The 20,792-nt window shown below is 34.9% G+C and carries 21 protein-coding genes and 1 pseudogene; all 22 read right to left on the bottom strand.

What is annotated here, in order from left to right:
• Window positions 1-94: 94 nt before the first annotated feature.
• Window positions 95-676 carry a hypothetical protein gene (locus LS66_RS09645; protein ID WP_034327382.1) on the bottom strand — a complete coding sequence of 194 codons (582 nt, stop codon included), beginning with the start codon at window positions 674-676 and terminating at the stop codon, window positions 95-97.
• The gene (locus LS66_RS09640) at window positions 673-1,092 is read right to left on the bottom strand and encodes a YopX family protein (protein ID WP_052057449.1); all 420 of its coding nucleotides are present in this window, start codon (window positions 1,090-1,092) and stop codon (window positions 673-675) included. Before LS66_RS09640 ends, LS66_RS09645 begins: the two co-directional genes overlap by 4 nt.
• Before the next feature lie 53 nt (window positions 1,093-1,145).
• Window positions 1,146-1,955: an outer membrane beta-barrel protein gene (locus LS66_RS09635; protein ID WP_052057447.1), complete on the bottom strand. Its 810-nt coding sequence runs from the start codon at window positions 1,953-1,955 to the stop codon at window positions 1,146-1,148.
• A gap of 263 nt (window positions 1,956-2,218) precedes the next feature.
• The gene (locus tag LS66_RS09630) at window positions 2,219-2,764 is read right to left on the bottom strand and encodes a thermonuclease family protein (protein ID WP_052057444.1); all 546 of its coding nucleotides are present in this window, start codon (window positions 2,762-2,764) and stop codon (window positions 2,219-2,221) included.
• 2 nt (window positions 2,765-2,766) lie between these two features.
• Window positions 2,767-4,623 carry a type IA DNA topoisomerase gene (locus tag LS66_RS09625; RefSeq protein ID WP_034327379.1) on the bottom strand — a complete coding sequence of 619 codons (1,857 nt, stop codon included), beginning with the start codon at window positions 4,621-4,623 and terminating at the stop codon, window positions 2,767-2,769.
• Window positions 4,624-4,644: 21 nt separating this feature from the next.
• Window positions 4,645-4,914 (bottom strand): hypothetical protein, encoded by a 270-nt coding sequence (locus tag LS66_RS09620; protein WP_034327376.1) that lies wholly within the window; start codon window positions 4,912-4,914, stop codon window positions 4,645-4,647.
• 445 nt (window positions 4,915-5,359) lie between these two features.
• Window positions 5,360-7,297: pseudogene (locus LS66_RS09615) on the bottom strand (type IV secretory system conjugative DNA transfer family protein); the annotation flags it as partial.
• A gap of 2 nt (window positions 7,298-7,299) precedes the next feature.
• Window positions 7,300-7,767, bottom strand: a complete 468-nt coding sequence (locus LS66_RS09610; RefSeq protein ID WP_034327054.1) for a hypothetical protein — start codon at window positions 7,765-7,767, stop codon at window positions 7,300-7,302.
• 10 nt (window positions 7,768-7,777) lie between these two features.
• Window positions 7,778-8,710, bottom strand: a complete 933-nt coding sequence (locus tag LS66_RS09605; RefSeq protein ID WP_034327053.1) for an ATPase, T2SS/T4P/T4SS family — start codon at window positions 8,708-8,710, stop codon at window positions 7,778-7,780.
• A 10-nt stretch (window positions 8,711-8,720) separates the two neighbouring features.
• Complete coding sequence (locus tag LS66_RS09600; protein WP_034327052.1) at window positions 8,721-8,921, bottom strand: hypothetical protein; 201 nt, start codon at window positions 8,919-8,921, stop codon at window positions 8,721-8,723.
• Window positions 8,922-9,008: 87 nt separating this feature from the next.
• A complete protein-coding gene (locus tag LS66_RS09595; RefSeq protein ID WP_201273684.1) occupies window positions 9,009-10,841 on the bottom strand; it encodes a hypothetical protein in 1,833 nt (610 codons plus the stop codon).
• Window positions 10,842-10,907: 66 nt separating this feature from the next.
• Window positions 10,908-12,464, bottom strand: coding sequence for a DNA type IV secretion system protein ComB10 (locus LS66_RS09590; protein WP_081947970.1), 1,557 nt, complete (start codon window positions 12,462-12,464; stop codon window positions 10,908-10,910).
• Window positions 12,465-12,530: 66 nt separating this feature from the next.
• A complete protein-coding gene (locus LS66_RS09585; protein ID WP_034327051.1) occupies window positions 12,531-13,814 on the bottom strand; it encodes a TrbG/VirB9 family P-type conjugative transfer protein in 1,284 nt (427 codons plus the stop codon).
• On the bottom strand, window positions 13,811-14,128 hold the full coding sequence (locus tag LS66_RS09580) for a hypothetical protein (RefSeq protein WP_052057439.1): 318 nt from the start codon (window positions 14,126-14,128) through the stop codon (window positions 13,811-13,813). The genes LS66_RS09585 and LS66_RS09580 overlap by 4 nt, the downstream gene beginning before the upstream one ends.
• Window positions 14,129-14,138: 10 nt before the next feature.
• Window positions 14,139-15,260 (bottom strand): VirB8/TrbF family protein, encoded by a 1,122-nt coding sequence (locus LS66_RS09575; protein ID WP_081947968.1) that lies wholly within the window; start codon window positions 15,258-15,260, stop codon window positions 14,139-14,141.
• A gap of 16 nt (window positions 15,261-15,276) precedes the next feature.
• The gene (locus tag LS66_RS10140) at window positions 15,277-15,414 is read right to left on the bottom strand and encodes a hypothetical protein (protein ID WP_161594466.1); all 138 of its coding nucleotides are present in this window, start codon (window positions 15,412-15,414) and stop codon (window positions 15,277-15,279) included.
• A 12-nt stretch (window positions 15,415-15,426) separates the two neighbouring features.
• Window positions 15,427-16,686 (bottom strand): type IV secretion system protein, encoded by a 1,260-nt coding sequence (locus LS66_RS09570; protein WP_034327050.1) that lies wholly within the window; start codon window positions 16,684-16,686, stop codon window positions 15,427-15,429.
• On the bottom strand, window positions 16,673-19,024 hold the full coding sequence (locus tag LS66_RS09565) for an FtsK/SpoIIIE domain-containing protein (RefSeq protein ID WP_034327049.1): 2,352 nt from the start codon (window positions 19,022-19,024) through the stop codon (window positions 16,673-16,675). Before LS66_RS09565 ends, LS66_RS09570 begins: the two co-directional genes overlap by 14 nt.
• Window positions 19,021-19,200 carry a hypothetical protein gene (locus tag LS66_RS09560; RefSeq protein WP_034327048.1) on the bottom strand — a complete coding sequence of 60 codons (180 nt, stop codon included), beginning with the start codon at window positions 19,198-19,200 and terminating at the stop codon, window positions 19,021-19,023. Before LS66_RS09560 ends, LS66_RS09565 begins: the two co-directional genes overlap by 4 nt.
• Before the next feature lie 10 nt (window positions 19,201-19,210).
• Window positions 19,211-19,474: a hypothetical protein gene (locus tag LS66_RS09555; RefSeq protein WP_034327047.1), complete on the bottom strand. Its 264-nt coding sequence runs from the start codon at window positions 19,472-19,474 to the stop codon at window positions 19,211-19,213.
• Window positions 19,474-19,770, bottom strand: coding sequence for a TrbC/VirB2 family protein (locus LS66_RS09550; protein WP_034327046.1), 297 nt, complete (start codon window positions 19,768-19,770; stop codon window positions 19,474-19,476). Before LS66_RS09550 ends, LS66_RS09555 begins: the two co-directional genes overlap by 1 nt.
• A gap of 20 nt (window positions 19,771-19,790) precedes the next feature.
• Entirely contained in the window at window positions 19,791-20,462 is a 672-nt protein-coding gene (locus tag LS66_RS09545) for a hypothetical protein (RefSeq protein WP_034327045.1), read from the bottom strand.
• Window positions 20,463-20,792 lie beyond the last annotated feature (330 nt).

Below are 20,792 nucleotides of genomic sequence, written 5' to 3'. Positions count from 1 at the left end.
GTTTCAAATTCACGCTTATCACAAAATAACACATTAGGATTTTGTTTATCTGCATAAAACATCTTGCCACCACAGCATACATCAAGGATAGGTTTCATTCATTCTCCTTAATTCTATCTTTATAAAATGAAGTCTCTAAAAAGCCTAATATGTTGTCCCTTTTGAATTTGTAGCTCAAATTAATGCTCCAGCTTATTTGACAAGAGCAATTAGTTCTCTCATCTACCATTTCTATATGCTTCCACCAATTACCCTGATATTCCTCAACAAACACAAAAAAACTTAAATTACTTAACCCATAAAATGAGCCTACATAGTGTAAGCCATTCTCACTTAATTTGACAGAATTTAGAAACTGCATTATTCCCTTTTTACTCATTGCGTTCTTTGCTAATTCTGTAAATCTTATCATTATCATTTCCTTACTATCTTCCCATTGGGATTTAATAGGGCTACTCCACTCGCTACTTACAAAACCACACGATGTCAAAAGAAGTGCGTATTCTGCTTTTGTGAGTTTATTTTTATGGTTTATCAAATCGCATATATTCTTTGCGGTCATAATATTTTTACAAGCCGCAAAGATTTTATCATTTGCATAGCATATAACACGATAAGGATATTTCTCTTTTGTATCTACTTCTACATATACTTTTAAGTCTGTGCTTGATTTCATTCCTCGCCTCCTAATAACTCACTATTCTCGTGAATATTGCCTATGATTCTTATATCTTTATATCTTGAAACAAAGTCAAAAAAAGAGTAATGCGGGAATAAATCTTCATATCCCTTAATAATGAATCTCCCTTTTTTAAAAGAAACAGCTCCTACAATAGTTAAAATTCCCATATCGTGAGAATCTGCTTCAAATCTTACAATATCTCCCTCATAGATTTGCTTTTTATTTTTATCATAAAACCCTGTGAATATCTCAATTTGTAACTCACCTTGTGGCAAACAAGGCAAATCATTTGTTTGCTTGGTGTATCTTACTTGACCAAAAGCATTGACATAAATTTCACTATCTTTAACTTCTAGTGGTAAATACCTCTTATCATAGTAGCTATATACTCTAAATTCTAACCTTGTCATTTTCTATTCCTTATATATCCTTTTGTTCTGTTATAATTGTTTATGCCTATTGGCTAAAACTTATACACATAAGCGAAATTAAATGAGTTTGTCGGTTTATTCCCATAATTTACGATTACATCATCTTGCAACATACTCCCATTGCTAGAGGAGTAATTGCGATATTTGTATGTAAGCCAAAATTGATGACTGCTATTTAAAAAGTAATGCACCCCGTAGCTTATGGTAACACTTGAGGTATTATAAGACTTAAGTTTTATCTCTGTTATGCCACTACCCATTTCATCAGGTGTTACAAATGAGCTAGAAAAAGAGCTAAACTCATATCCTACTGAAGCATTAAACCCAAATGTGTGCCTAGAGATTGAGATAAAATCATACAGGTATGATAAGTCTATACCATAATGAATAGCATAGGATTTAAGTTTAGAATCTGTGCCGTCATTTAGCGTCATATCTGAATCGTATTTTGCATATCCTATATAGCCTTTGAGATTAACCCCCATATTGTGAGTAAAGTAATATTGATACCCAAAAATAAGGTTGAAAGGGGTAGCTAAACTTTTACTTGAGCTAAAATCATAATCAATGCTTAAATAATTATTAACACTTGGTGCTATACCTAATTCTGCACCTACAAAGCAACCTGTGTTTTTATATTCTCCCCCACAAAAGGCAAGAAAGTTTTTCTTGTTTGGTATGTCTTCAAAGGGTTGTGGCAGTTCCAACTCTTCACTTTGATGTTGTGTTTCTAAGAATCTAATTTCCTCTTTTAGCCTCTGTATCTCTTCCTCTATTGTTTGCGCATAAATCCCTCCTGCAAAGAATAATGTGCCAATTAAGATTAATCTTTTAGTAAGCATTTGCTTATCCTCCCTTTTAAGAATATAATAAATTTTTGTGTTACATACACAACAAACACAATGCCGCATAACAATAAAACAACTAATGTGGGGAATGTGAATGTATAAAGACACACAATAGAAACTACAAGAAGAGCTAAATATCCCACTACTGATTGAAGTATCTTGAAATTTCTCTTTCTCACAATGTTTCCTCCTTTTTATTTTTTTTGTAAGTGCATTATAGGGTAGATAAAGCCCTATAATCACACAAATACCGCTATTTACAACACTTTATCCCTTATTAGATTTTTTCTAAATTCACTCGGTTTGACAGGATTCTTTTGTCTCCATAATCCTTTTTTTTCTACTCTTGCTTTAATTTCTAAATGTGTATAAGCATTAGAATATTCTCTATATGCCCACGCATAACCATTTTTTACTTGTTCAGCATTTACATTAATATCATTGCATAGCACAATGGCTACAATGCGCCCGTATTTATCTTTATCTTTTATTTTTAAGGTTGCTTGAGAATCTAAAGGGCAGAGATTAAGTAGATTTTCTTGCGATTCTCTTCCATAATTTTGGTTAGATTCGGGTGCGTCTATACCATAAAGCCTTATCTTTAGCCTTTTATTATCGTGTAGTAAAGTGATAGTATCTCCGTCATAGATTTTTATCACTTTACCGCTTATTTCTTTACTTAGTGTGTCGAATATACTTTCTTTATCAATTATTGTAAAGATGACACTTAGGCAAAGCAAGATTAGGATTCCTATCGTGCCTTGTTTCTTTAATATTCTTTTTGCCATATATGGTATTTTCATTCTTAGTCCTTTGCTTTCTTGGGTAGTTTTGCCTTATTATCGTTGATAAACTTACTTGCAATTCTGTAATCCTTTTCATATCCATTTGGTAGTTCTATGTTTAGTTGCTCTGCTATGGATTTACAAAAAGCAATTTGCCCTGCGCTACTAGGATATTCTTTTTTCTCACTAGATTCATTCTTAAGTGGTGCAAAGCCTACGCTTTGATGAGTCTGTTTTATATATTCGAGGTATGTTTTTGCGCCATTACTTATTTCATCTAAGTAATCTTCCATTTGCTTTGTATAATTTAAGTCAAGAATCCACGCATTCTTATCTTTCTTAAAGAAGTTTATAACGGATACTCCAAGAGGAGTAGGCACAATTTCTCTCTTTTTGTCATTTGAAATAGTAATGTAGCCCTTGTTGAGCAGTAATGGCAAAAATGTAGCGTAAGTGCTAGGTCTGCCTATTCCTGCTCTTTCCATTACTTCTATGAAGTCTGCTTCTAAATAGCGTTTTGGTGCAGATTTATTAATCTCTTTTATGCTTATTTCATTTATATCTATAAAATCTCCCTCTTTATAAGGGAATGAAGCAATTTCATCTTGGTCGTGTTCGTCCTCGTTTTCATCATTGAAAAGGTCCAAAAAACCTTTTTCAACAAGTTTTCTAAAGCTCATTTTGAAATCTGTCATTTTGATTTTGATAGAGACATTGAGCCTTTCATAAACTGCTGGTTTTGCTTGTGAGCTAAGAGTGTTTTTAAAAATAATCTCGTAAAGAGATTTATGTTTGGGAGTTAAATTCTCTTTGTCGCAAATGCTGTCTATATCCTCATATTTATGTGGGTGTGTAACGCGTATAGCCTCGTGCGCTTCTGCTTGAGAATTTTTACCTGCCTTATACTCTGTGTATTGGTATATATTAGGATAAATACCTTGCCAAAAAGCTTGTGCTTCTTGCAAAAATTCTTTTGATAGAGATTCTGCGTCTGTGCGAATATAGGTAATGAGCCCTTTTGCAAAAAGTTCTTGTGCTAGATTTTGTATGTCTTTGGTGCTAATCCCCATAATTTTACTTGCTTTTTTGAGTAGTTTGCTAGTAGTAAATGGCTTTGGTGGATTAGTTTTTGTTTCTTGTTTTTCAATTTTATATATGAGGGCTTTATTTATGTCCTTAATCTCTGCAAGGCTAGATTCTAACTCCTGCTTTGTAGGATATTTTATTTCTTTGTTATCCACGATATGCTTAAAGGCGATTCTTTTACCCGCAATATTGCTTATGGTTTGTAGGGCATATTCTTTTTTGTCTTCCTCACTCAGAGTTTCAAAATCTTTTATCTCCTGTTCCCTATTTGTGATGAGTGATAGTGTAGGTGTTTGCACTCGTCCCGCGCTTAATGTGGTCTTGTTGTTATATTCTAATGCTTTTGTAAGATAGGGCGAGAGTATGAAGCCTATAAGCTGGTCCGCTACTCTACGCCCTAAATAGCTTTGATAATAATTAAAGTTTGTATCAGCAAAAAGTTTTGCATTTGCTAAACCTTGTTTTATACCGCTTGGCGTGATTTCGTGGAACTCTGCACGATAGATATTTTTTGCCACATTTTTAATCTTTTGATAAAACATATAGCCAATAGCATATCCCTCTCTATCTGGGTCAGAGGCAATATACACATCTTGCCCTTTTGCCTTTTCTATGGCTTGAGTAATACGCTTTTTCTTAGAATCGTCATATTCAAATACGGGTGTGTAGTCTTTTTCTATGTCGATTGTCTTAAGATTCATAAAATGTCCTATGGTCGCTATGACTTCATAGCCTGTGATAGCTTTAATCTTTGCTACTTTGTTTGGTGATTCAATAATAATTAATGGCATTGTGTTCTCCTTTGTGATGATTTAGAATAATCTTTCGAGATTATCTCTATGTGAATTGCCTACAAGCGTGAGCGTGTTTAGTATTTTTATATGATGATTTGTTGCTAAAAAGACTACCTCTTGTCTGTTTTTCACAAAATCCCTCTCATATACCTCCTTACCCTCTTTGTCAAAGCCTAGTAAGTTGTCAATAATCAAGTTTTCTGTGTCTGCTCCATTGGCTAATTCTAGTGCTTCTTTTCCAAAAAACATTTTCATCTGTTTTGTATCGATGACTCTAATTCTTTTCATTTTCTCTCCTTTTTTGAAGTGCCTTTTCTAGAATCTCATTAGTGATTTTGAGATGAAAGCCATATTGTCGCAACACCTGTGTATCTTGTTTTATCTGTTTATGAGTGCTTAGAGGCACGAGCAAAGGAGCAGTGGAATTAGATATTTGTGTATTTAGCACAGCATTAATGTGCTTATCCCCTATTGTGTAGGCATATTCTTTGTTTTCTTGCTCTTTAAGTCTTTGTATTTCGGCTTCTATCTCATCAAATGTTTTGCTATTTAACTCATCATCAAGCTTTTGCCTATCCTCTATGGCTTTGAGTGCGGCTTGTTCTCTTATCTCTCTGTTAATTTCTTGTGGCGCATTAGCTTTTTCTTGCAGAGATATTTGTGTCGTTTGTAGCGGAGCTTTGTTAGAATCCTGCGCTTTTTCCTGTGTAGTATTACCTAGCAATTTACTATTGCTAGGGTCGTAATTCCAACTAAGGCGTTTTAGCATTTCTTTGTCTTTAAAGAAATATCCCGCCTTGAGTTTCAAAGGCTTTGCTTTAAAGCCCGATATGAGTATGATAATCTCATCTTGTGGAATATTTAAAATATCTTGCGCGGTTATAAGTTCTGTTCCCTCCATTGAATAGCTTGAAGTGCCTCCAAAGGCAAGACTTCCGTCTTTTGTGCTATGGCTTCTATTTTCTCGAGTATATTTACCTATTTGTTTTGAAACATTTTCTGCAGAATCTGCGTCATTCATTTTAAAAAGTATTTGAAAGGCGATTGTGTCTGTCATTGTTTTTAAATCATCTTCTCCATAATACTTTTTAATGAGTCCATAGCTTTGCGTAATATAGAGTGGCACAACACCATAGCTCCTACAAAGTGCGGGCATTTCAAGCAAGAAAGGCATTTTACCAAAGCGAATAAACTCATCTAGCACGAGATATATGCGCTCATTTGGCTTTTTGCTTTCTTTTGTCATAAGATTTTTAGCAATGCTTTCTAATAGCACACGGATAAGTGATTTGAGAGTATCAATATCTGTTTGTGCGATTTTTATGTAGAGCGTGATATTTTTCTTTCTTAAATCCTCGTATTCAAAACTCATTGCGTTTGTAGCATCTCTCACTTGATAAGAATTGAAAACTGCCATCACTCTATTGAATGTGGATTTAATAGAACCAAATTCCTCATCATTTCCCTCTGCCCACGCTCTTGCATAGTTTCTTACTACTTCATCAAGGACATTTTCGCCTCTTTCTTTGTTTGCTTGTATCTCCTCGTAGGTTTCCTCTTTCCAATTAAGTGGGTTATTAATGTCTGCATATTTTTGGTCGGCGCATTGTTTGTAGAATAGCTTTTGTGGATTCACATCTGCTATCTCTACCCTTTTGCCCGTTTTCTCATCAAAATCCCATAACTGATTATAGTAAGGACTTTTTTCGTGTATAAGTGGCTTATAATCTTTTATTGGGGCGTTTGCGATACTAAAAAAATCTGATTCGTTCTTAGTGCAAACATCATAAAGGGCATAAAATGTAAAAAGCTCTTTTGCTTTGGCTATCCAGTGAGGGTCTTGTCCTTGTTCTTCCACAAAAATGGTATTAGCAATCTCATCAACGAGCTTCTTTTTAGCATTAAAATCAAGCTTTGAGACGATTTTCTTATCAAATGGATTAAACTTAAGGTTATTATCTGCTCCAAATGGATTAAAGACATATATCTCATTCTTTAGGGCTTTTTGGCGATAACCTGCGGTTAAATCACACAATTCCCCTTTAATATCTAGCACCACACAACTTGTGGGGAGTGTTAGTAAATTTGGTATAGCTACGGCGGTAGATTTTCCAGCTCCGGGCGGTGCTACAATGAGAGCTGATAAAGGTGCGTCATAATATACCTTTTTACTACTCCATAGGTCTTTGTAAAGCCCTAGTAGAAAACCGCCCCTACTAAAGTTTGCGTCTAGCATTGGTGTTTTTGTTACAAATCCAAAATCAAGCCATTTTCTAAAGGTTTGAAACCATTTTGAAAACGGATAAAAATTAAGCGGATTGAATAAGGCTAGGGTATCAATGATAAATTTGCTTAACACAAAATCCGTTTTTTCTATGTCATTTCTATTAGCCCAACGCGCCTTGCCGTGCGTGGTAACTTGCTTTTTGGTTTTTAAAATCATCAATATAAAAATGGGAGGGAAAAAGGAGAGAATAATTGCCAAATAGACATCAAATTTAAAGCTTCTTTGCCCTATATTATCGATGATAAGCATAGCAAAATGCAAAAGCTCTTCTATATCATTAATTGCAAAAAACTTATGCAAACAATATAAAAATGTTAATGGCACACTTGCTATCGCTACAAGAAAATATAAGGGATAAAGTTTTTTGTTTCTTAGTATATCCATATTTACCTCTTTCTTTTAAGTGATTGTTGTTTGTTTTCGAGCATATTGATAATATGTTTTGTAAGAATCCTTAAGTCTATTAGCTCTACTTTAACTTTGGAGAGACTTTCATTGACTTCTTTATGAATCTCTTTTGTAACGATGTCATTTAATTCCCCGTTGATATGCGCGAGATTGAACTTGTAAGCTATTTGATTGATATTGCTAAAAGTAGCGTTTAGGTCAAGAAATAGTTTTTTGTTGAAGTTAATAAGGCTTGTGAGCTTATCATAAAGCTTGTTGGCATTATCAAAAGTAGTTTCGCCGTTTTTATCTTGCGTAAGTAGAAGCAAAGATTCTATGTATTGTGTAGTATTGGAGATACCTAACTTTTCTTTTTGTGTTTTGAGCGCAAGATATGCTTCCTTACTTAAAACAAGGTGCGTTCTTTTCCCCGTGATTTGCTTTTTATTGTAATTGATTTCTTTCATAATTGCCCCTTTATATGTGCTTATTTGCAAGTATGCGCTTTAAATCTTGTTTAACATTTAGCACATTAAAGACTTCTCGCCCTTTGCTTGTGCGCCGTATTTGTATGACATAGTCAATAGCCGATATGAAGTAGTCAATGATTGTTTCATCACTCGCATTTATGCCACTAAATTTTGTATTCATAGTGATAGCGTGGATAGAATCCTCAACGCTATTAGCGTGTAGGGTAGAGATTGAACCACTATGTCCTGTATTGTTTAAGCGTAAAAAGAGTAGCGTATTGCGCGTGTCAAGCTCACCTACAAGTAGCCTATCGGGCGACATTCTCATAGAATCGTTTAGGGCTTTTTCGTAAGTGTAATTAGCAGATTCATTTTTGCTTACTACAATTTGCACTTTATTAAGGTTTTTGATGTGAAGCTCTGGAGAATCTTCGATAGTGATAATACGCTCATTAATATCAATCTCCTCTATCAATGAATTTGCAAATGATGTCTTGCCTGTGGCTGTTCCACCGCTGATTAAAATATTCTTTTTATCACGCACAAAGCCTTTTAAGTCTTCATAGGTGTAGTTGCAATTTTCATTGATAAAAAAGCTTTCTATGGGAAATTTAGAATCACTTGGGATTCTAATATTAATGCTAATGTTATTAGTCGCAGTAATGCTTGGGTGCAACGCATTTACTCTATATCTCGTATGTGGAATGGAGCAAGAAAGATGAGGCACTTCGATATTAAAAAATAGATTTCGTGCAGTCGCTAATTGTTCGCAAAAATTAAGCAAAAATCGCTCATCTAGTTCCTCATCTTTCACTATTTCATAATTACCATTCTTACCAAGCCAAAGCTCACCCTCCTTGTTAAAACATATTTCGTTAATATCCATAGTGAGATATTTCTCAAGCTTCAACAAAAGAACATCTAATAGTTTTGAGCGCATTACATATCCCTTATAAGCTTAAATTTGCGGATTCTGTAAGCTTTTTGATTTTGAGCTTTTTACTTTCTACTTTTGCAATAAGAACTTGAAGCTCTTTTACTTCCTTTTTAATGGTTTCCATTATTTTTATCTCTTGGTTTTTCTTATCAATAGATAAAAGCAAATTGCTGAACTCATCTTTATTTTCTGAGTTTGGTGTGTTGTTTTCCATTGTGTGTGTCTCCTTTCTATTATAATGTATTTGCTTTTTGTGATGTTTTCCATTTGTTCTTATGTTTTCATAGAATCTCCTTTGTATTTATTTTGGCATTATGTAATTGAACCATTTTGTGCAAGTAATTGAGCCATCACCGCATTTAGTGTCAGGATTCCACACGCTATAATTTTGGCAAGTTGCATTATCTCGGTAGTTTTTTTGCACCCATTGATTAAACTCGGGGCTTTGTTGTATTTGCTTGTCTTCGTAAAATCCCTCTTTGATTTCGTAGTTCCTAAACCAATCATCAGGGAGATTGAAATTGTTTTGGTGTATCACCATTTCTCTATCTATTCTTGTAAAAGTTTCGCCATTAGGGCTTAGATTTTTCTTGTATTCTGTGCCGTCTGGACGCAAATATACATCATAGGCAGTTACATCTTTCGTTACATAATCAGTAGTCCATTTAGTTTGCCCAATAAATATTTTATTCTTTTTATAGCCCGTGCAGGAGCATTTTTTAAACCCGCATTGCCAACTATTTGATGTAGTCCAACCACTCCCTTGCACTTCTTTTGTGAAAGAATAGTCTTTTGCTTCTCTACTTAACTCTTGCTCTTTATAAGTGGAGCTTAGATTTTGATAAGGGAGGATATATTCGCTTTTCTTGCCACCTTGCGTTGAAAAATCACAACTTGTTACATTAAATTGTGCATATTCTACATTATCATAAAAGGCAATCTGTGTTCTTTTTTTGCCCTGAAGTAATGTATCGTCCATTTGCCATTCGCCACACGGAGATTCTACATACTTAAATACAGCGTCTGTTCTTACACCTTTTGTGATATAGATTTTTTCTTGTGTGTATGGGTCTATATAATACTGATTGACTACTCTTTGCGCTTCTTTTTTGGTATCATCTGTTATATGCTCGACTAACTCCTCTTTGATATTGCCATAAGCAATGCAATCCGTAGCTTCGTGAATTAGTCCATCAATGCCACGAAAGAGAATCTGCGTTACAAAAAAGCTTCCTTTACCTCCGCCATAGTCTTTATCGGTATGCTCAAGCTTACAGCGCGTATCATCTTTGTATAACTCTGCTTGATATTCTGCACCTACTAAATCTACACAATCACCTACATTTTGCACTTTGCTTTCATTATCTACATAGTAGAATTGCGTTTGTTTAATGGCTTTTCCATTGGCAAAATCATATCTGTATTCACATTTTGTGTCATCGCGCACTGCCATTTTTTCAACGCAGCTTCCGTCTTTATCTACAACGCTTAATTTAATGGCATTTTCTAAAAATTCAGGCACTTCACAAAATTGAGAACTCCAAATCTTTGTGCTTGTGCTTCCGTCTGGGTTTGTTGTGGTGGTAGTAATAGAGGGTATAGCATAAGGAATATTACTTGAGCCATTGCTGCCACCACTACCGACACTTATATTGCCTATACTACCGCCACCACTACCACTTGGGTTACCACTACTACCACCGCCTTGAGTAGATGGCATTTTATTGTTTCTATTAACCTGTGTGTTATTGCTCCCATTTTCGAGTTGTTTAATCTGCTCTGCAAAGTCTCTAAACTCTTTTTGATTTTCACCTTTGAGTGTAAGCTTTGTGCCTTTTACTAATTTGCTATTTCTACTTTTTATGCGTTTTGTAACTTGTGGTTTTTTCTCAAGCAAGGATAATTTTTGTCCTTTCATTATCCTATCGATGACAAAGACTACCTTTAAGTCTTTTTCCAACTTATAAGTTCCAAATGCCTGAAATTGCTGGTTGCTGTGCATTACATTTGCGCTCACAACGCCTTGTGAGTTTGTGAAATTAATTTCGTCCTCTAAGTAAATGTCAATGTTTGCATAAGAGATATTTATGCAGAATAAAAGAAGTATTATGCTTTTTATATTGTGATGTTTCATTGTTGTTTCCTCCTTGTTTGTGATTTTGAGATTTTTTCTGTTTGTAATGCAAAAAGCATTATGTTTTTACTCATTTGTGTTTTCCTCCTCATCTGTGATTTGAGATTCTTCTCTAAAGAAACGGGCTAGAGTTTCTCTATTTTTTGGTATGGGTATAAAAATATCTTGTGAAGGTGCGATAAAAATCCTTGAACCTTCTCGTATTGTAATGATTGGTTGAATTTTCATCTGCTCTTGCACGATTCTTTGAATGATAGTAGAGACATCTTGCCTCATACCTGATAGAATCTGTGCTGTCATATATGCTTGACTTAAATCGCTTTGATTGTTTGCTGAAGCAGTTTTGGCATTGACGGCAAGAAGTAGCCCATTTGAAAGAGTAGATAAGGTCATAGGTATGCCGTAGCGTTGAAAATTCCTAGAATGCACTTCACCCACTAAGCCGTTATAGCCTTTAACATCTGCACCTTTTGCATTGGTAAGTAAAATGTTAATGCCGTGTGGCGTAATGATTCTCGTCCATATTACTTCTAAGCGGTATTCTCCTATTTTGTTGTTGCTTTGGTAGAATCCTATAACGCGTGAGCCTTTGGGGATAAGCACTACACGCCCCATAGCTCCGTAAATATTACTTTCTACTTGCGCGACTACATTACCCGCAAGTTGAGACGAAATGGGGCGCACTAAGAATGCAGGTATCATTCTATCCGCTGTAATAGTGCGCAAGAGTTTATGCTCGTTACTTCCCTCATCTTTGTCGTCTAGGTTAGTAAATTCATCTACACCATATTCAAGCTTTTTCTTGGGCTTTTCAACCTCTTCACTTTCAAAGCGTGAAGCTAGAATGCTGTTAATATTCTTTTGTTTAGAATCTGCTAACTTTGGGTCAAACTTTTGATTTTCTACTGCGACACTATCGCCTACGATGTTGCCGTCTTCATCATAGAGATACAAATCCTTTTCTCTTTCTTGCCCTTGCAGCTTTGGTATAGGATTTTTGGTAGGAGCTAGAGGAATTTTATTGCCCTTTTCTATCATATTGCCGTTTTTATCGTGTATTTCATAATTCCCCTTGTTGTCCTCATATGTGAGATTGCCGTTCTTGTCTGTGGTAACCTTTTTATCTTTTTCTACATACACATTATTGCCCTCGCTGTCTTTAAATATGATTCTCCCCTCACTATCACGGCTCATAGGATTACCATTTGCGCTAACAATGGGTATGCTTTTATCTAGGGCTATTTTGCTATTGTTTTCATCAAGCGTATAAGGCTTGGCGTTTTCATCAAGAAATACTCTTTGTCCATCGCGGGTGTGGAGTATAGGCTCTCCATTGTTATCTAAGGGAATGGTATTGCCTTTGTCGTCATAAAGGTTTTGATAAAGGCTAGGTTCATTGCTTTTTTGTTGGGTGTTTAATTGTTCTTGCAATTGCTTAAGGCTATTATCAATTTGTAGAAAGTTTTGCTCTTTCTGTGATTTTTCACTCTCTAGCTCCGCTTTTAGCCTTTCAATCTCTGCCTTTTCTTTAGAATCTGCAAAGAGATAATCTTCAAGTGGAAATTTACTCTCTAGTTCGTCTAGCTCATCATCACTTGCAATAAATGCTTGTATAAGAATCATAAAGCACACAAATGCTATGAGAAAAACAATAATCGCTTTTTTCTTAAAAACCCACACAATCACCCCTTAGTGCATATTTTGTTCTTTTGATTTTTTTTGCAGTGCTTCGAGTTCTTTAATGCGCTCTTGGTTGCGCTTGATAAGTTCTTCCTTGTTCCTGTTGTCTATGCTTCCCTTTTGTTCCACTTTTTCTATTTTTGGCTTTTTTAAGGGCTGCATTTTGGGCTGTGATTGTGTTTTTTTGGTTTCCTTTGGTGTGGATTCTGTATCTGTTGCCTCTGTTTCTGCTTTATCTACTTTTTCTTTGATGATAGTCGGCTTTGTAAGCATTCTTACACATACATACTCATCACCCATTTTTAAAGTCCATTTCTCGCTTAAATCCTCTGCAACGAGGTAGTTGCCTACGATTTTGACATTCACAGGATTATCGTAGTCATCTACGACTTTAAACACAACGGGGAATTTAGACATTGCATCCTCTCTATCAAATTTGAAGTATGTATATTCGTTGTCATTAAAAATATCAATAGCTTGCATTTTGATAGATTCAGGGGATTGTTCTTTGTTGAGCCATAAGCTTTTCCAAGTGCGCTTTGCTTTGGGGATTTGCGCGTATCCACGCTTGATTTTTGCCTTTTCAATATGGATTTTATTGATATTGTCGCCTATGGTAAGAAATTCGCCGTCATCTTCCTCTATGGCTTCAAATTCGATTCGCTTGTAATTGTTATCATCTTTTTTCTTATCTTTTTTGTTTTTATTGTCTGTGCTTTGCATAGCAATCTTACCTATTTTGCGGTCTTTGCTTACAAAGATAGTAAAGGCTGGGTTTCTACGATTAGTAAAGTGTGTTGAAAAGATGTAGAATGTATAAATCGTGCCACTCTCGCCGATGATAGTAAGGTTTGTATCTATACCAATGAGTTTTGGTTTAATGGTGAGCACATTTCTTAAATCCCATTTTTCACTACCTAACTCTGTTACTTCAAAGCCATTTGGGTCCCCAAAAATCACTTTTGCGATAGGGTCATTATCAAAGATAATGGTGCTTATCATTGCATATCTCGTGCGTATCATATGTGTATCGCCGTCTTTATGCAAGATATTCATATTGTTGTCTTGCAATTTTCGTCTAGGATTCCAAAAGTGTTTTTGCACAGAATCTAAAAACATCATCTTGTCGGTGTGAGCATTGCCCGACATTTCGCCACTCTCAAAATCCTCATCACTGAATACGCTTCCGTCCTCATCATAAAATGGTTTTTGCTGTGGTGTATCTGCAAAAGGTGAATTTTGGGCACACAAACTGCCTAAACAAAAACCGAGTGCTAAAATGATTTTTCTCATTTTTGCTCCTTGTTGGCTTCTTTTGCCTCATCTTGCACGGCGTTAGGTTCTGTGTTCTCTTGCGATTCAACCTTATAAGTCGTTTCTTTACTTATATCTACTTCCTCTTTTTTTTGAAACTTCGCTAAAAACTGCTTTATGCTCTGCATTTGCAAGTATGAAAAGCTTTTAAACTCCTCTCTTACTTCTGCATTGTCTTTAATGCTTATATAAAGCTTTTTTGGGGAGTATGATTGCTCTTTGAGGTGCTTAAATAGTGGTTTGTATGTGAAATACAAAATACCTACGATTGTTCCTAAAAATATTCCTAACATTGTGTTCTCCTTAGTCTAAAAATGGATTTGGGCTATTCAAGCTACTTTCTACGCTTTGGGTGTTTTGTTGTTTTTTTGCCTCCTCTTGCTTGATTTTTTCCTCTTGAGCTTTTTTCATAGCCTTAACCTCCTCTGCTAAAATCTTATTTTTTTCGCTAGGAGTGAGATTTTTATAATCCACTTCTTGCGCTTTTTTCTTTTCTTTTTCTTCTTTGAATTGATAAGCTTCTTTTAGTAGGTCATTTGAATCTATTTGGTTTTTTTCGTTGAGCTTGATTTTTGACTTAGAATCTTTAGGATTAACTTTGTTTTCTTCTTCTAACTCTTTAATAGTGGCAATTTCTGTTACAGCGTATTCTTGCACCTCAAAACCTGTTGGATTCTTGGGTAGAGATTCAAAGTCAATATCTAAGGTATTAAACTTATACATTAGGGTAATCTTGTAGCGTTTTTGGCTTTGTAAGACACCTAAAGCATACAAAGATATGCTTACTTCTGCATTGGCATATCCATTTTTCCATTTAGCGATATTTACCACTTTAACGGAGCGTGTAAGGTTTGTATTGCCATATACAGAAGCTTCTTGTGCTACGATGTTTTCAAAGATTTTCCATACTTTGTAACTGCTTTGTGTTCTTACTATTTCATACCGCTCGGTATCATCAAAATGATTTATTGTCTCCCTGTTAATGATATACGCACCTATAAGGCTTCTTATGAGGGCTTCATTAGCGGTGATAGTTTCATTAGCTCTTTCTATATGCACAAAGTTTTGGGAGGCATTAGAAAATCCTATGAGATAGGGTTCTTTCTCTTTTAAGGGGAATAAAGAAATAATAAGAATGCTTAATATAATGACGAGAGCTATAAGCAACTTGTTGAGATTAAGCACAAAATCATAAGTCTTTTTCTCTATTGCAAAAATAGTGTGAGCGTCTTTGATTGTGTCAAAAATGGTATCAATTTTGATATGGTGTGGCATATTAAAGTTTTTAATGCCCTCTTGTAGCTTTTGCAAATATGGGGATAATTTTTTTTCCTCTTGCTTTGGCTCACTATGAAATTCTTTTTCTACATCAATGAGGCTCTCTTGTTCTTGTGTAGATTCTATCTCCTGCCTTATATCACTCATAAATTACTCTTTTATCTTATGCGATATGATGGCTCATACAAGCACAAGGGCTTTTTTTCATCTCATAACTCTTAGAATCTTGCATTGCTGCACAACCACTATAAAACGCAATGAATATGAGTGATAGGATTCCAGCATAGATTGTCTTTTTCATTATTTCTCCTTTTTATTTATTATTCTTTCCCATAATCTTGTTGGTTAGTTCTTTAGCAGTATTGCTTCCTGCACTTACGCCTTTTGAAACCAAATCATTAGCTTTGCTGCCTCCTTTTGTTTTGTTAATGGCGTCATTAATTTTTTGCCCTAGCTGTTTTCCACCTGCGCCTTTAAAGGAGGCATTGCTTAAACCTCCTGTTACTAAGGCACTTGCGGCACTTGCTAATCCACCGATACCACCACCTCCACCTTGATAACCGCTTTTTGCCATTCCTCCTACTGCACCAGCTGCCATACCAGCCGCACCACCTGTTGTCATACCTAATGCTTTTGCACCTGCTTGTGCGATTCCTGCACCCACACTACCACCAGCACCAATGACTTGATTAATGAAACTAGGCACTTGCTTTACAAGATATACACATATAAAACAGCCAATAATACCCACACCGATGTAGCCTATAATGGTTGTTTCTACTGCAATATCTTTCACCCACGCGGTAATCATATCTTTGCCCTTAAGCAATTCATTTCTGCTTGGCATATTTGTTAAAATATAATCAGCCACAGAAAAGTTAAAAAAGCACATTACAAGAACTAGAGGCTTATATAGAGTAAGCCCCACAATATATATTATGTAGCTTCCTACCATTTTTCTTGTTTGTGGCAAAAACATTAAGGCTATCATCAAGAGTGCTAAAGCTTTCCATATTAATATTTGTAATTCAGCTACTAATATCACAAGCAATACGACTATGATAAAAATCATTGTGCATACAAAATATACGATAGCAGCAAAAAGGGCTAAAAACTGCCCTTTAAAGCTTCCCCACGAAAATTCGGGTGCGGACACAATGACGATTTGAATACTCGCGTCAAAGGTTTTTTGTATAAGGTAGCCTACAGCACTTTGAATTTGTGGCGAGGATTGAACTTGTTGCAGAGTGGAATGCGAAATATGTGTGGTTAGAGTCTCTGCGGGATAGGAGATTAAATTTCCAAAGTATTCCATATATATTTTGGGATTTTCAACTGCCCAATTAAAGAATCCTACATAGAGCATCATCAAAATGATTTGTGTGAGATTCTTCCAAGTAAAAAAATCGCCCTCTTGTAACTTTTTCACTGCGAAAGTAATGATAACTATCATACCAATAAGATTAAAGAGAATTTTTACTTTCATCACTTCAGTAAGGGCATTTAACATTCCTGTTGCAAAACCCTCTGCTACTTTTTGAAAGAGTGTTATTATAAAATCATAAATATCCATTTAAAAACTCCTCTTTCCACATATGAGAGTTAAGTTTTAGCTTTTTAATCTTTTGCACTACATCAGAATCAGAGCTTAGGATTTTGAGATATTTGCCTAATTTATCAAGATTCACATCAACGATATTGCTATGCTCGTTGTTGATGAGATTCTTGATAAGCACCTTTCTTTCATTTTGTCCTGTGTTTATCAAAAAATTAATCTCATTCTCTGCAAGTGGAATGTTGTATTTGTTAAAAATCTCTATGTCTTTTGTGGGAAAGATGATGATATGTGCTAGGTTTCTTATAAAAGAATCTGCATTTTTAACATTGTCAAGCTGGTGCATATCTTGGAATGCCATAGTAATTACACCATTAAGCTTTCTAGCTTGTGTAAGTGTAAGATTAATTCTTTCGTTGAATGTTGGGTTGTGGAGATATGATTTAAACTCATCAATAAATACAAAAAATCCTTTATCTTGATTCTTTGCTTTGTAGATGATTTTATGAAAAAGATAATGTGCGACAAGTCCTGCGTCTTTTTCATTTTCTACAATGAAATCCATATTCAGTGTAGTAAGTCTCCTTTTAAACTCTAGCGTATCGCTGTGCTTGTTAAAAAGCGGATTTTCTAGGTATCTATCGAGTTGCAACGGGATATGTTCATCACCTGTTTTTGTAATCGCTTCTCTTATGTCCTTGAGGGAGAAAGAAATACCTTGTGGCGAGAGATTGTGATACAAATCTCTTATAACTTTTTCAACCGCTTTTACCTTTTGTGCTTCCTCTGCATTTGTAGCCTCACTATTTAGTCCTATCATCACATTAAGCCACGAGCTTAGGAATGTGATATTTTCACTATCATAGGGTAGGGAGCAAGGGTTGATATAGAAATCCTCGCCATTGTTATATTCTCCATTTAAAAATTCTGTAACGCTGTATAAGCCATTTAACCTATCAAGTGCGAGTATGTCTATATCATACTTGAATAGATTTGCCATAAGGAAAGAAACGAGCGTTGTCTTACCTGCTCCCGTGCCTCCTACTATCATTGTATGCCCTACTACTTTATTGCTATTGTCCGCGTGAAAATTAAATAAGAATGGCGACATACTTTGATTTTTAAAGAGTGTTACGGGTGTTGCTCCCCAAGAATTTTCTGTTTGTCCTATATATTCTTTTTCAAATAGAATCATAGATGATATAGTTTTGCTTGTATGGATTCTCTTTCGTGCATTCAAAAAGCTTTTGTTAGGGAACATACTAAAAAATGTAGGTTGCATATTTAGTGTTTCGATAACAGCGATAATGCCAGCATTTTTGAGATGATTGAGGATTTTGCTAGAGGCTTCATTTAGAATCTCTTTATTTTTAGCTTTGACTAGAATCGCATAAGAAAAGTTCTGCATATTCAACCTATCAGAATCTATAAACTCTTTTAACTCTCTTAGCTGCTCTTTGGCAAAGCTAGGTGCAAGTTTGATTTTGTCCTTAATCTTACTCTGCGCCCTTTCTTTTGAAATAGAATCTATACTTAGATATACATCAAGTTCATAGGAGCTATGGAGTATGGTCGATAATGTAAGGCTTGAGATTTGCTCGTTATCATAAGCCTTAATACCGATGAAGCGATTAAAAACTTGGTAATTATTAAACTCTTGTATAAAATAATCTTTGTGAAAGCTTACTTTACTGCCAATATAACTATCACTCAACAAGCCATTTGTAGCTGTAAATGGCACATATACGCCATTTATATATTCAGCATAAAAGCGTAGCAGCTCTGTGGAGGTCATTTTTTTAGGTGTATAGAGACTCAATGTAGAAAAATAACGCTCTATTGTGGCTTTAAGAATAGCTATTTTATTAACATAAGTAAGATTATTTGCCTTATCCTCTTTGATTGAGGTTGTCATTTCAAGTTTTTTCTTTTCTAAAAAGCCCTTAGCTCCCTTATTTTTGGTTTCAAATATGATATAATAGGCATTCGTAAAGACATTTTGCCCACTTTCCCACTTATTAACGATAAGTTCCGCGTATTGATTATCTATTTTATACTCTCTGTTATAAACAAGCTCTCTCCGCTTTACAATAATTCTAGCTTCGACATCATCACTTAGCGCATTTAGGGCATTAATCCTGTCAATTAAAGTATTAATCAGTCCGTCCTCGCTAATTGCATTGTAATTAAAACCCTCAAGCGTGATACCTGCTACAAAATTTTCGCTCTTAGTGATGATTAGCTCTTCATCATACAAGGCTAGAATGTTATTCTCCTCACACATTGAGTATTGATTGGGTAAAGATTCAAAAACTAAGTTAAGAATCCACTTTTTTATTGTTTCTGTTACATTCATAGCACTTGCCTTATCTTGTTGGAGGTATGAGGTTCGTTTTTGCCTGTGTTAAGTAGTCCAAGATAAAAACTCGCACTTATACACGCCAAAACCACAAGAAACACAATGATTTTATAGAGCATTACAAGATTCTTTAAGTTCAAAACCTTTCGCATATAAAAAACAAATTTGCTCATCACCGATTCTTTATGGGTAGTATGTGCTAACATTTGTTTTCATCTGCAATGTAGCAAATGCAATGTCTATAATGTCATCATCAAAAAATTCTATGATGTAGAAAAATATGATGAGAAAAAAGAAAAACACAAAGGCATAAATACCAATGTGGGGCTGTGTAATAAGCCCACTCATTACGGATATAACCCACGACTTGAAGTTAAGCCTTAGTAGCTTTTCTTTTTTGGTAAGCTCTCTAATATTTTCCGTTTCAATAGAATTTATGCGTAGCATTAGTTAAACGCCCATTGAGAGATAGCTTGTGCGTTCATAATAAGTAAGGTAGCCGCGATGATACCAACGCATTGAATAAAAATTTCTTTCCAGCGTTCAAGATTCTTAAGAAAATAGATACCTACTGCTACGATGATAAGTGTGCCAATAGCTGTAAGGGCAGTCTGCACCCAATTAAAAATCTTTGAAACCATTGAGTTTAAATCCGCGCTTAATGCAAGTTCAGGAATTAAAACAAAAGCAATAGCTACAAGGATTAAAGCCTTTGAGTGTTTATTATGTTGTGTTGTGTTCATTGTGTCTCCTTTTTTGTGATTTACGAGCTTAATAGCTCTAGTGATTTTTTTATGTTTGACTTAATGATTCTTAGGTGGTATGGATTGTTGATAGGTGGCAAGGATTTTTGTGTAAGTTGTTGATATGTGATGCTTGTATAAAAACTACTATCCTGTATGTTTTGCAACTCCAGCAAAATAACCTTGTATTTGGATATTTTTTTATCCTTGCGACTAAGATTTTTAAGCCTCCATATCTCATTGTCGAGCATTAGTGTTTGGTGAGCGCATTTGCGAGATATTTCTCTCATAATTTGTTGAACATTCTTGTAGAATCTTGTCGGTAGCTCTTGCGGAATTTTATTTGTGGCTTCTTGCGTATGAAGTGATTTATAAACCCTCGATTCTTTGTAGTCTAGCACATTCAAAAAATATAATTGCTTTCTTGTAAAATTGAATCTAATAAGTTCCAATCTTTCGAGTTCTTTGAGCCATATCTTGATTGTCTTTTCACATACATCAAACTTATAAGACATTTCTAGGATATTAAAGAAAATATTTGTGTTTTGTTTAGCATTGGAGAGTTTGACAAGTGAGATAAAAAACATAAAGATTTTGGGATTCTTGTTTGTTTGAAAATACTCACAAAGGTTTTCGTAAATTTCAAATGCACTTTGACTTTGAATCTTGTCAAGTTTCTTGGAATGGGACATATGAGCTCCTCATATCCCAAACCTTATTTTTTGCTTTAAAATTTGAATTTAAGTAAAATATATCTTGTTTGTTTTTAAATTGTTTTAGGTTTCTTTTTATTTCTATATTGATAAAATAACTTATTAGATTAAAGAAAAGGGATACAAAGATTAGACTATGATAAACTTAACACTTCCTCTTATAAAGGACAACCTATGAGTTCTCCCACTCCCTCCTTTCTCTCTCTAAACATTAACTCTATCACCTTTACCATCACCAAAGCCCATATTAGAGAAAGTTTGCAGTCTCCTTTTCATATTACTTGTAATGGTTTTATAGAATCCTTTTAT

The sequence above is a fragment of the Helicobacter sp. MIT 03-1614 genome (assembly GCF_000762925.2).
GTDB lineage: Bacteria > Campylobacterota > Campylobacteria > Campylobacterales > Helicobacteraceae > Helicobacter_C > Helicobacter_C hepaticus.
Note: the sequence above shows the minus strand (reverse complement) of the source record. Positions and strands in the feature narration are given on the sequence as shown.